Annotated in this window: 11 protein-coding genes; 5 read left to right on the top strand and 6 right to left on the bottom strand. The window is 42.4% G+C overall.

Going from position 1 to position 12,731, the window contains the following annotated elements:
* Window positions 1-24 precede the first annotated feature (24 nt).
* Together B4K26_RS04430 and B4K26_RS04425 are read right to left on the bottom strand one after the other, a co-directional pair.
* Window positions 25-834 carry an ABC transporter ATP-binding protein gene (locus B4K26_RS04430; protein WP_296243804.1) on the bottom strand — a complete coding sequence of 270 codons (810 nt, stop codon included), beginning with the start codon at window positions 832-834 and terminating at the stop codon, window positions 25-27.
* Window positions 835-910: 76 nt separating this feature from the next.
* The gene (locus tag B4K26_RS04425; protein ID WP_296243803.1) at window positions 911-1,489 is read right to left on the bottom strand and encodes a hotdog domain-containing protein; all 579 of its coding nucleotides are present in this window, start codon (window positions 1,487-1,489) and stop codon (window positions 911-913) included.
* 250 nt (window positions 1,490-1,739) lie between these two features.
* Here B4K26_RS04425 and xthA point away from each other — a divergent pair, with 250 nt between their 5' ends.
* The 3 genes from xthA to B4K26_RS04410 all read left to right on the top strand — a co-directional run bounded on the left by xthA (window position 1,740) and on the right by B4K26_RS04410 (window position 4,741).
* Window positions 1,740-2,567 (top strand): exodeoxyribonuclease III, encoded by an 828-nt coding sequence (gene xthA, locus B4K26_RS04420; protein ID WP_296243802.1) that lies wholly within the window; start codon window positions 1,740-1,742, stop codon window positions 2,565-2,567.
* 166 nt (window positions 2,568-2,733) lie between these two features.
* Window positions 2,734-3,957, top strand: coding sequence for a bifunctional glutamate N-acetyltransferase/amino-acid acetyltransferase ArgJ (argJ, locus tag B4K26_RS04415; RefSeq protein WP_296243801.1), 1,224 nt, complete (start codon window positions 2,734-2,736; stop codon window positions 3,955-3,957).
* Window positions 3,958-4,342: 385 nt separating this feature from the next.
* The gene (locus B4K26_RS04410) at window positions 4,343-4,741 is read left to right on the top strand and encodes a DUF4377 domain-containing protein (protein ID WP_296243800.1); all 399 of its coding nucleotides are present in this window, start codon (window positions 4,343-4,345) and stop codon (window positions 4,739-4,741) included.
* 129 nt (window positions 4,742-4,870) lie between these two features.
* Here B4K26_RS04410 and B4K26_RS04405 read toward each other — a convergent pair whose 3' ends face one another.
* Complete coding sequence (locus B4K26_RS04405; RefSeq protein WP_296243799.1) at window positions 4,871-6,304, bottom strand: L-serine ammonia-lyase; 1,434 nt, start codon at window positions 6,302-6,304, stop codon at window positions 4,871-4,873.
* Between the two features lie 560 nt (window positions 6,305-6,864).
* Between B4K26_RS04405 and B4K26_RS04400 the strand changes: the two genes are divergently transcribed.
* Window positions 6,865-8,292 carry a solute carrier family 23 protein gene (locus tag B4K26_RS04400; RefSeq protein ID WP_296243798.1) on the top strand — a complete coding sequence of 476 codons (1,428 nt, stop codon included), beginning with the start codon at window positions 6,865-6,867 and terminating at the stop codon, window positions 8,290-8,292.
* Between the two features lie 83 nt (window positions 8,293-8,375).
* Here the strand turns inward: B4K26_RS04400 and B4K26_RS04395 are convergent, their stop codons facing one another.
* Window positions 8,376-9,308, bottom strand: coding sequence for a DMT family transporter (locus B4K26_RS04395; protein WP_296243797.1), 933 nt, complete (start codon window positions 9,306-9,308; stop codon window positions 8,376-8,378).
* Between the two features lie 476 nt (window positions 9,309-9,784).
* Between B4K26_RS04395 and B4K26_RS04390 the strand changes: the two genes are divergently transcribed.
* Complete coding sequence (locus B4K26_RS04390; RefSeq protein WP_296243796.1) at window positions 9,785-10,804, top strand: WG repeat-containing protein; 1,020 nt, start codon at window positions 9,785-9,787, stop codon at window positions 10,802-10,804.
* A gap of 258 nt (window positions 10,805-11,062) precedes the next feature.
* On the opposite strand, the gene B4K26_RS04385 is transcribed toward B4K26_RS04390, so the two are convergent.
* Together B4K26_RS04385 and B4K26_RS04380 are read right to left on the bottom strand one after the other, a co-directional pair.
* Window positions 11,063-12,088 (bottom strand): alpha/beta fold hydrolase, encoded by a 1,026-nt coding sequence (locus B4K26_RS04385; protein WP_296243879.1) that lies wholly within the window; start codon window positions 12,086-12,088, stop codon window positions 11,063-11,065.
* A gap of 124 nt (window positions 12,089-12,212) precedes the next feature.
* Window positions 12,213-12,377 carry a rubredoxin gene (locus B4K26_RS04380; protein WP_068406924.1) on the bottom strand — a complete coding sequence of 55 codons (165 nt, stop codon included), beginning with the start codon at window positions 12,375-12,377 and terminating at the stop codon, window positions 12,213-12,215.
* Window positions 12,378-12,731: the final 354 nt, after the last annotated feature.

Here is a 12,731-nt window from a genome sequence, read left to right as displayed (position 1 = left end):
CGTTAGCTCGTTATAAAGGCAAAGTTAATCTACTTTGATTAAGACGCCAGCTTGCATATGCCAATGTTTATCCGCTAACGGCATAATGTCTTTTGTGTCGTGAGTCACCCATAATACTGTCCGCTTTGACTCACAACGTAACCAATTAATCAGCAACTGCACAAGCTTCGTTGAGGTATCGACATCTAAGGCTGCGGTCGGTTCATCCAACAATAAGACTTGGGGGTTCAATTGTAATAAACGCAGTGTATTGACCAGTTGTCTTTCGCCGCCCGAGAGAGTATGAGCGTCTTGTTGTAAAAAGCCAGATGAGCGCTCTAAATACTCAAGCTGCTCAATATGCCAATTAATATCAAACTGCTTTTGCTGATGGGCGGCCAAACGATAAGGCTGTTGCAAGTTATCAAGAACACTGCCTTCTAATAATTGTGGCTGCTGAGCGAGCAAGGCAACCTGCGAGCGCCAGTGCGTGGATGGTATGTGATGAATGCTAGAGCAAGCATGACTATTTTGCTCACTGCTTTGTAGCCAAATATTGCCTGTAGTGATGGGCGATAGCCCTGCTAATGCGCGCAATAAAACGGACTTTCCGCTACCAGAAGCCCCTGTCAAAACCGTGACTTGCCCAGCCCGTAGTTCACCACTGATACCACTTATCAAGGCGCGTTTATTAATAGGTAAAGCATCATCGGCCGCTGAGTATTTCTGTATTTTTGTGCGCTGTTTTCGGTACGTAGGAAACCGAGTAGAGATTCGATATAAAAGACTTTCACGATTAGGATTTGCTAGCGTAGCGTGCTTGCTATGTAGCCAAATATCTTCAAATGCGAGCATAACAGTCTTCTTATGGCCTTATCACCATTTTTAAAATAAGGACCTGGCCTAGTCGAACGATAGTCAACCAATCATTTTATTCATCAGCGTGTTGTGTTATCGCTCTCTGGATGGTGTCACGTAACTTTTGCGGTACACGAATAGGACGCATGGGCGCATTGCGATTAACAGTCGCATCAGAGTCCTCAGCAGGTGTAGGCTCCGGCTTGATCTGATTTTGCACACAAGCGATGACAATTTTAGTGCTGCTTAATAAAGTACTGTTTAAAGGAGCAGAACTCGCCTTAGGGTTGTCATTATTATCTGAATTTGGCGTGCTACGATGGATACTTTGATAAAATACAATGCTGGCAGGTTTTAGCTCAACCTTATCGATACGTACGTTGATCACTTCATCTAAAAGAATGGCTTTTTTGTATTGCAGGTCTGCTTGACTGACAACAAAATGCTGAATCTCACCGTCATCGGTTTGTAAAAAATACCCATTTAAATCAAGTTTTGTAAACCAGTCACGGCGGCAGTTTTCAAAGAAGACTAAATGATTGGCATGATAAACTATACCACCTGCGTCAGTATGGTTGATATACACGTTATAATTGGTGGCAAATAGCGGTGAAGTGGCGCCACTGGATTTGATATCAGTATTGTTATTCATCGTTGTTGTCACTTTTTTCGTAGTTATTGTCATAAGTTTGCTTCATCGATAGCGTTTAAAAGTTAATATATAAAAAATAGAAAGTAATAATGCATAGGTTATCGCTCATAACCGCTACTCTATCGTAAGAAATAAGGGCGCGCAACAGATAGCCTTGTCGATGTCTGTTATCATCGTCCTTTATACAACGCCGATTTTTGTATTTTTATTTAGCAGCGCTTTGCTTTTATTCATCAGTATAGGATAATTTATGACCCGTTTTGTCAGTTTTAATATCAATGGTATCCGCGCTCGCCAACATCAGTTAGAAGCGGTGCGAGAGGTAATCGATCCTGATGTGATCGGATTGCAAGAAACTAAGGTGCATGATGAACAGTTTCCCCTCGAAAATGTGGAAAGCTTGGGCTATCACGTCGAATACTTTGGTCAAAAAGCGCATTACGGTGTCGCTTTATTATCTAAAGTCGCGCCTATTTTTGTGCAAAAAGGCTTTCCGGGTGAAGATGAAGAGTCACAAAAGCGCTTTATTCATGCGCGCTATGTGTTTGATGGAAGGGAAGTGGATGTGCTTAACGGCTATTTTCCACAAGGAGAGAGCCAAGAGCACCCAATCAAATTTCCTATGAAGCGTGCCTATTATGCGGATTTGATAGCGTATATCGATACTTTAAAAGCAGAAGGGCGCTCGCTGGTTATTATGGGTGATATGAATATTGCGCCAGAAGATATCGATATTGGTATCGGTGAGGCCAATGCGAAGCGCTGGCTCAAAAATGGAAAAACCTCGTTTTTACCTGAAGAGCGTGAATGGTATAGCGATTTGATGGCGCGTGAGCTAACCGATACCTATCGTCTGCATTATCCAGACAGCACCGAATTATATAGCTGGTTTGATTATCGCAGTCGGGGCTTTAACGATGATCCTAAGCGCGGGCTGCGTATTGATCACATTTTATGCACTACAGACTTGATAGATCATTGCGTCGATGCAGGCATTAGTTATGAACTGCGCGGCATGGAAAAACCGTCTGACCATGCTCCAATCTGGGCCGCGTTTGATTTGAACAAAGTATCATAGTTTGCTTTAAACAATAGACCTTTAACAGCAGTTTTTCTGCCCCAGTTTTTAATAAGCTTTTAACAACCAAAAATGAATAACACAGTTTCTGTAAAGACAATGATTTTATCAAGACAATTTATAACCAATAAATAATGCATCAGCATTGATGAATAAGGATTGAATGATGGCCGTCGGCAACATTGCAGTACCTAAGACGATTTATCCAATTGATGGAATTAAGCTAAGCGCTACCGCTGCAGGCGTACGTTATAAAGACCGCGATGACTTGGTGGTGATAGAAATTGCTGATCGCGCAACGACTGCGGTTGTGACCACAAAAAATACTTTTTGTGCCGCGCCTGTACGAGTCTTGCGGGAACACTTTGCTAAAGCCCGTCCGCGTTATTTAATCACCAATACAGGTAACGCCAATGCCGGAACAGGCGTCGATGGTAAACGCCGCGCGGTTGATATCTGTGCCGCCTTAGCCGCCAAAGCTGGTGTGGACACCAATGCTGTCTTGCCATTTTCGACGGGCGTGATAGGTGAGCCGTTAAACAGTGATGCTGTCATTGCAGGTTTAGACAAAGCGCTAGCCAATTTAGCCGCTGATAATTGGCTGGCAGCAGCAAACGGAATTCGTACGACTGATACGATTCCAAAGCTTGCTAGTGAAAAGATCGATGTCGATGCTGGCAGCTATCACATTACTGGTATGTCAAAAGGCTCGGGCATGATACGTCCTAATATGGCGACCATGCTTGGCTATGTAGCAACCGACGCCAATATCGCTGCTGATTTATTACAAGAAATGCTAAGTAGAATTAATGAGCAATCCTTTAACCGCATTACCGTTGATGGAGATACCTCAACCAACGATTGCTGCGTACTGATTGCCACGGGAACGGCGAGCCCAGAGGTTATTGATAGCCCAGAGCATCCGCATTATCAGCCGATATTTGAGGCTTTGACAGCGGTATTTGTACGTTTGGCGCAGTTGATCGTGCGAGATGGGGAAGGCGCCACCAAGTTTATGACGATCAAAGTCACAGGCGGCAAAAACACGCAAGAATGCTGTGATGTGGCGTATGCTGTTGCGCATTCGCCCTTGGTCAAAACCGCTTTTTTTGCTAGTGATGCCAACTGGGGTCGTATCTTAGCAGCGGTTGGTTACGCTGGTATCGATGACCTTGATACCGAGCAAGTCGATGTCTACTTAGATGAGGTGATGATTTGCCAAAGTGGCGGCGTGGCTCCGAGTTATACGGAAGCGGCAGGTAAAGAAGTCATGAGCCGTCCTGAGATTACCATTCATATCGATCTGGCACGCGGTGATGCTCAAGATACCGTTTATACCTGCGACTTATCTTACGATTACGTCAAGATAAATGCAGATTATCGCAGCTAAAAATTGTTAATCGTTTTTATAAAGACGCTCAAAGCTAGCATTGTTATGTATAGTTTTGAGTGTTTTTTTATTCTCAAAACGGCTTTATTCAATATGGTCGAATTTAAACCGTTTATTAACATCGTTTGCAAAAGCTGACGTTACTTTACAAAGCAGTTATAGAGGCTAGGCAGCCGTGCAAACTATACTGATTGCAGTAAACAATAGACGGTACTATTTATATTTCAGCGATTTTATTTAAATCTTATTTTTATTCGTTTCGATTTTATAATTGGCTTGAAGTTAACAGTATCTTCATAACTGCTTGCTACCTTTTGAATAGTGATAATTGATTAAAATGAGTTTAAAGGGTAATGACTAATACTAATAAACTGAGGATTTAATAATGAAAAAATTAGCAATTGCTGCATTGATGACCACTTTTGTTCTATCAGGTTGCTCTACCATGGGAATGAACGACGAGCGCACCATGGTCGTTGAAGGCGAACCTATGAATGTGAAAGTGGTTAATATTCCAAGTTTCAAAATTGAAATAGCACCTCTCAAAGCAGTCTGTGAATTGCCAACCGCTAGTGGCAATATGGTTGAGTCAGAGTGCCTTCAGTACCGTCAGACTTATCAGAAAAACTACACGCCTTTAAACGGCAATATCCAAGGTTTTACTTATGAGCCAAATTATCGTTATGTTCTAGATGTGCGCCAAGAAGCAGTTATGAACGAAGCGACAAAAGTGGTTAAACCCGTTTGGATTCTAAACGAAGTAATCTCAAAAACTGCTGAATAATTTTAGATACTGTTAGCAGCTATGATGGTTAGCAGCTATGAATAGCATTTAACGAGAATTTTATTATAAAAAAGCCTCTAGTCATTAGAGGCTTTTTTTAGTTTTGAAAAAAGAGAAATGTGTTTTATATTAACATTGACTGTAATTCACACTAACGCCGCGGGTAGCAGTAGGAATTCGGTTATCAGCATAAATAGCAAGACCACCGCGCGCAGTTTCTTTATATTTATCAGACATATCGGCGCCCGTTTGTTTCATGGTTTCAATCGCTTTATCGAGTGAAACAAAATGCTGACCATTGCCGCGACAAGCAAGACGAGCGGCGTTAATGGCTTTTACCGCGCCCATCGCGTTGCGTTCAATACAAGGGACTTGCACCAAACCGCCAATAGGGTCACAAGTCAGACCTAAATTGTGCTCAATACCAATCTCCGCTGCATTTAAACATTGGGCGGGCGAGCCGCTCATAATTTCTGCCAATGCCGAACCTGCCATGGCACAGGCTGAACCTACTTCACCTTGGCAGCCAACTTCCGCTCCAGAGATAGAGGCATTTTGTTTAATTAAGCTACCGATGGCAGTGGCATTTAATAAAAACTTACGAACGCCGTCTTGGTTATAATTGGGCAAGAAATCACGATAATAATGCAGAACGGCAGGAATAATGCCCGCGGCACCATTGGTCGGCGCCGTAACCACTTTACCGCCATTGGCATTTTCTTCGTTAACGGCAAGCGCATACAAATCGACCCAGTCCATGGCTGCCAATTTATCGGTTTTGGTAATAGACGTATCTTTTTCAGCGCGTAGTTGCATATGTAGGTCTTGAGCGCGGCGTTTGACATCAAGCCCGCCTGGCAAAATACCGCTGTTTTTGCAGCCCTGAATGACACAGTCTTGCATCACTTCCCAAATAGTATCTAAGTAGCTAAAGACATCTGCTTGGTTGCGGTAATGGCATTCGTTAGCAAGGACCAACTCGCTAATACTCAATCCATGCTTATCACACTGCTCAAGCAATTCTGCAGCGCTATTGAAGGGGTAGGGAACGATGTCGATCGTTGGGCTGGCGTGATCCTCATCAGGATTATTGGCGTCGTCTTCATTAATAACAAAACCACCACCGACTGAATAATAAGTTTGTTGGAATTTACTGTCATCAGTCAAAATCGCACGGATGGTTAAGGCGTTAGGATGATAAGGCAGTACCGTATCATCGTACCAATACATATCGCGCTCGGTGTCAAATTCGATCACGTGTTTGCCAGATAGGTTAAGCTGCTTATCAGCAAAAATAGGCGCTAGATATTCGTTAGTTAAGCGTGTGTCAATGGTGCTTGGTGTATGTCCAAGCAAGCCTAAATATATTGCAGTATCGGTTGCGTGCCCTTTACCTGTGGCCGCTAAAGAGCCATAAAGCTCTATTTCAATACTCTTAATCGACGTTAATGCAGTTTGTTTAAGCAATGACGTCAAAAATAAGTTGGCCGCCACCATAGGTCCAACGGTGTGAGAGCTTGATGGTCCAATACCAATTTTAAATAAGTCGAAAACACTAATCATAATCAATTACCAAGAAATCGTCAGTGCATCAGCCTCTGTTATAGATAGGCTTTAGTACTAATATTAAAGATATAATAGATAGCTGCCCTAAATAAGCACTCATAACTGCTGCGCAATCACTCTTTAAATACTCGCTTTCACGTTTATCGCGCTTTCACGTTTGTATAGATAAACGGGGTCGGCGCTTAAATAAAGAATCTCGGACATTATCTATAAATGCCTCTCAGTATAGGCGTACAGGAGGCGGCTGAATAATAACTTTTATTTATTAGAAAACTCCGTTATCATGCTCGCAACCAATACCTGTGTAACATCCTGTAAGTTAGTCATTATTTTAGCGTAAGTAATGGCGAAGGCAGTCGTCTGTCGTTTTTAATACGGCTTATCTGATGACCTATATTTGGTCGAAGAAAATATTTTTTTCTGCTGCCATCTATGTTCTCCTCTATTGTTTTTAATGGTTAGTAGTATTTATCTGTTATCGTTTTGACTCAATGCATAGTTGTATTTCTCACAATTTTTAGCTGGCTAGTACTCTCTTAGCTTAAATAGGACAGCGCATGACATCTCCTGAATCTCACTCTTCAAAATCTCATTCTTCAAAACCGGAAAATAATCATACAGCTCCTCATAATGCACTAGAAGCAGCTGGTATTGATTCGGCTGCGATCAGCTATCCGCACAATCCAGACTTTGATAATGGTCGTTGGTTTCCAACGTGGCGTCCGTATAGCGGAAATTTGGATCGTGATCCGGTGGGGATTAACGAATACGTACCGCCTGCTAAGAGTGTTTTATTAGGTGTTCAGCATACTTTTGCCATGTTTGGGTCGACAGTGCTTGCGCCATTATTAATGGGATTCGACCCCAATTTAGCTATTTTAATGTCCGGTATTTGTACGGTCATGTTTTTTATCATTACTGGCGGGCGCATGCCCAGTTATTTGGGTTCGAGTTTTGCCTTTATCGGTCCTGTCATTGCGGTTACTGCTTATGCTGGCGTTGGGTTTAATGATAATTTGAATGTCGCTTTAGGCGGTATCATGGCATGCGGTATCATTTATGCTTTGGTAGGCTTGTTGGTGATGAAGACAGGCACAGGTTGGATTGAGCGCTTAATACCACCCATCGTCACCGGGGCGATTGTGATGATTATTGGTCTTAATTTAGCGCCAGTCACCATTCGAGGGGTATCCGCCAACCAGTTTGACGCATGGATGGCTACATTAACGGTACTGCTTATCAGTGGTGTAGCGGTATTTACCCGCGGTATGCTACGCCGACTGTTATTGCTTGTTGGTTTGATTTTGTCTTATATCGCTTATTTTGTCATGACCAATCTAATGGGTTATGGTGTTCCGATTGATTTTAGTAATGTGTCGGCGGCCTCATGGTTTGGACTGCCAAGTATTCATACGCCGCATTTCGAGATGAGTGCGATTATATTAATTGTGCCTGTCGCCTTTATTTTAATTGCCGAAAACTTAGGACATTTTAAAGCAGTGGAAGGTATGACAAAATCTCGCGTGACGCCTTATATGGGACGAGCCTTTTTTGCTGATGGTTTGGCAACGACTTTCTCAGCAGGATTTGGCGGCACAGGCGTTACCACTTATGCAGAAAACATCGGTGTCATGGCAGTGACCAAGGTTTATAGCACGACGATTTTTGTAATAGCAGGTTTTGTGGCTATCTTGCTGGGATTGTCACCAAAATTTGGGGCTATTATTCAGACGATACCACCTGCTTTATTAGGCGGCGCATCCATTGTCGTGTTCGGTTTGATTGCGATTGCTGGCGCTAAGATTTGGATTGACAGTCATATCGATTTTAGTAAAAACAGCAATTTAATCATTGCGGCGGTCACAGTGATTATGGGGACGGGTAATTTTAGCTTACACCTGGGCGGCTTTGATTTGGGCGGAATTGGCACGGCTACTTTAACTGCGATTGTGCTTAATGCCTTATTTAATCGCCAAAAAGATTGATTTTTTAATCATACAATTAAAGAACTTAATACAGCGATAAGCAAAAGCCACAATAATTATCGTGGCTTTTGTTTATTATGGGTTTATTTATAGTGTCGTTTATAAAACCTAGCAAAAAAACGATAACGGCGTAGTGCGCGTGGTTTGGGTTTTAGTGAACCCAAATAAATGGCAAACATGGTCAGCAGAGCGCCGCTCCATTGCAGAGTATTAATTGGTTTGTCAAGCCAGCTATAGTCAATGACTAAGGCTGCAATAGGCTCGGTTAATAGTAACAGTCCAGTCAATGCCAAAGACAGCTTCGGAATAGAGTAGGCGATAAGACCCCATGCCAAGCATTGCATCACTGTACCGTAAATCAATATCCAACCGATCTCAGACCACGTATTGGGCAAAATATTACCCATATCAAGCACCAACATCGGGAGAACCATCGCTATTACGCCGCCGATGCTCACCAATTGCATGAGTACAAATATCGGTGTCGGCTCAGTATCATGGGTTTTACGAATAAAGGTCATCGACGCAGCAAGCATAGCACCTGAGACGATGCCAGTAACAAACCCCCAAGTCGCAGCAGTATTTTGCGCAAACTCAGGACTGCCTATCATCGCCACACCTAACATGGCTAAAAATAAACTGATCAGCTGCAAGATAGATTGACGCTCATTAAAATATAAAAAACCAATGGCCGCTAAAAAGAAAATCTGCAAGCTGTTGAGTAAGGTTGAAATACCAGGACCAACTGCATAAATACTCTCATGCCACAGTGCCAAATCTAATCCTAAAAATGCACCTGATAATAAACCATAAAAAATAGCACGCTTTGAGTGCGGCAGTCGTTGTCCTGTGACTTTAGCCAATATCGCAAACACCCCGCCTGAAATAGCCAGCCGCCAAAAGGACATCGCCCAGCCACCGATATCGACATGAGCGACAATCAAACTGCCCAGACCAAAAATAACACAACCAATGACTAAGCCAGTAGCGGCGGAGCGTGAAGAGGCAGTAGCCATGCAAGATCCTTATCTTATTACTATGATACTTTTTTAATGTGTTGCATCGTTGTTTGCTAGGGCGTTTCCTCAATTCAACCGATAGTCATCTAAATGGGTTAAAAATGGCTAAATCTTGCCAAACGGTGCCAGATAGCTCGATATTATCTGCGCTATTTTCCTGGTTTGACGGCAATTTATCTCATTTTTATCACCATTTTTAAAACGAAGACACGCCCTAAAGAAATCACTTAAACAAATCATATTGTCAGTGTTTTGTGCTTAAATTGGAATGGTTTGGCATTATTTATTTTATAATGACCTATTGCGCACTATGACTGAATAAACCAGTCAGCTTCTTACAAGAATGCCATTGGCGCGAACGTGGTCATTTGTTACTCTTCATTCATAGTTATCTCGAATTGCTGAAACTTTTAAAATGGCAATTTTTTCAAATACTTAAATAGCTTGTATGACTTTTTATTCTAGGTTTACTTATGCTGCAATGTTTTTTATCAAAACAACAGGTATATTCATTATTGGTATTGTCGCCACAACGGTCGCGCGGCAGTTTCGTTGTAGGCGTTTTAACGGTTGGTTTGCTTTTGATACCAAGCGCACAAGCAGCCAGCTGTAAAATCCCCAAAAGTTATTATAAAAATGTATCGTGTACGGCAAGTAGTGGCTATTTTTTAGCGATAAAAGATTTTGGCGCCCCAGTTGCTTTGATTAATAAACAAGGTAAAAGCGTGGTTGATTTATCACGCTATCAAAAAGTAGATGCGGATAAAATATCGGGCGGTCTGCTGCCCGTACTACGCAATGGACGTGTCGGTTATGTCAATATGCAGGGTCGCGAAGTGATTCCTGCGATGTACGATATGCTAAAGGAGAGCCAAGGTTGGGCGCGTCCCATCTCTGAGGGTCGTATCGTGGTCAAACAAAACGGTCATTATGGCGTTATCGATACTGCCAACAAGACAGTCGTACCATTTGCCGCCGCCATTAATGATATTGATGATTTCCGTGGCGGCATGGCTCGAGTGCGTAAAAATAAGGCTGTAAGCTGGGTAGATAAAAACGGCAAACCTACGTCTGATTCAAATAATAATACTGATAGTCAAAATTCGAAAATTACATCAGTTAGCAGCCCTAAAGATGCGCAGAAGCAAGCACAGTCTCGTGGCTTTACTACCTTGCAGCCGCGGCAACAAGACGGCAGATGGGGTTTTGTTGACGATAATAACGTCTCTATGATTACCTATTCATTCGATGAGGTACGTCCATTCTCAGAAGGGCTGGCGGGCGTGCGCATCGATAGCGAATGGGGATTTGTCAATTTAGGTGGCGAGCTGGTGATTCCTTTTCGATTTGAAAATGACAGTGTGAATGCTAACGATAATTATAAAAACCAACCTGCATTTGTATTTACAGATGGCAAAGCGTGGATTGGTAATTTAAAAAATGGTGATAAAATGTGTATTGATAAAGAGGCTAGCAGTGTTGGTTGTGATTAACATTTATTATTTGCTAGTAGAGTAGGCTAAAGCCGGAACGGATACGGTGCGACTGGGATGAATTTTTCGTAGCCTCTGTGATAACAGCAAGCAAGAAAAATTTATACCAGTCACACCTATCTATTAACGTAGCGATTTTAATTTGAACAGGCTTTATGTTTAAATTTGCAGTAAAAAAAGAGTGGCAGAACGATGATAATTGATCGCTCTGTCACTCTTTTTTATTGTTCAATGATTAACAATACTGAGCCGAAACACTTATTTTTCTAACAAATGATTGCTAATCAGATCGACTATATAGGGCTGGTAATATTCGGGAATATCGTGCGCCATGCCTTCGATTAAATGGAAGCTTGCATTAGGAATGGTCTTAGCAACCACCCGTCCTTGTGAGGGAGGTAATAGTCCATCGGCGCTACCGTGTAGCACAATGGTTGGCGCTTTAACTTGCTTGCTGTATTTGCTAATAGAGCCAGAAGCTAAAATAGCATTGAGCTGCTGTACGGTGCCGAGGGGATGAAAATTGCGCTGATAACGTATCTTGGCGATGTCACGCACCATACGTACATTGACGTGCCCTGGTGTACCAACGGTTTTCATAAACCAGACGCTATGACGCACGATATCGCGCTCAGAGTGGCTCTCAGGACGATTGATAAGGGTATATAACTGCTTAGGTTTCGGCGGTTTTAAAAAAGCACGATTGGTGGTGGTAAACATTAACGCCATACGCTGCACCAAACTTGGATAACGCGCGGCGACGATTTGAGCAATCATACCGCCCATCGAAGCACCAAGCAGATGCGTTTTGCCAAGTTTTAAGGCTTTGATTAAACGCGCTGTATCCTCTGCCATGTCGGTCAAATTATATGCGACCGGCGCGCCTTTATTCGACAGCCCCGTTTGCAGACGCATCATCATTTTTAATTGGCTGATACGCGGCAAACCATCAATCTGTACTTTTGAGGACAAGCCGATATCACGATTGTCAAATCGTATTACAAAAAAACCAGCATCGATAAAGCGCTTAATAAAACTGTTTGGCCAAAACACCATTTGTGAGCCAAGCCCCATTACCATTAACAATGGCGGGTTATTAGGATTACCGCCAGCCTCAACGCACAGCTCGATACCATCACCGATATCTATCATCGCTTGATAAAGATGCTCGCTCAAGTCAGATGGATACCAAGCATGATCGCCAAATTTTTGCCATTCAGGCGTTGGGTAATTGATTAGGGGAGCGTCAAGCTTTGAAGCGCTAAGTGCTGCATCATTAAGCATTTCGGCATCAAGCGTTGACGTATTACCAGTTTCTTCTGAAGTTTCAGTCGCTTTTGAGATTTTAGACACAGTATTAATGGGGGTTGATTCTGTCATGAAGTATCCTATTTAGATGGTCGTTGGCTTAAAATTCGAGCATCTCAAAATCAAGCTTGCCAACGCCGCATTCTGGACAAGTCCAATCGTCAGGGATGTCTTCCCATTTGGTACCAGGCGCAATGCCTTCTTCAGGACAGCCGAGCTCTTCGTCATATATCCAACCGCAGACAATACATTCATAACGTTTCATAAATAGTCCTATCGATTATTCTTAGTATTACGATTACTAGTGTTTCTATTACCAGTTCTACTAACTACGTTAATAAGTGTTTTAAGGTATTTATTAACCACTCTAGCTAACATTTAATGCATAAAAACGCCCGTAGTTTAGCATATAGCGGTTATTTTCATAGTTAAGTTTACACTTGTATATTGAGATTCACCAGCTTTTATCAAGTCATGGCACGTCACTTTTATCGCTTTAGGCGTGCTGTGTTTGCCAATCTTGCCGCCACTATAAAGCCGATTATGCTATAATTCTCGCCGCTATTTTTACCGATTGATACCTCATTTATCACGGTTGTATCATTATTTAAGTTCTACA

This window comes from Psychrobacter sp. UBA6766 (genome assembly GCF_002453355.1).
GTDB lineage: Bacteria > Pseudomonadota > Gammaproteobacteria > Pseudomonadales > Moraxellaceae > Psychrobacter.
The sequence above is the reverse complement of the archived record's forward strand: the minus strand, read 5'-3'. Positions and strand labels throughout refer to the sequence as shown.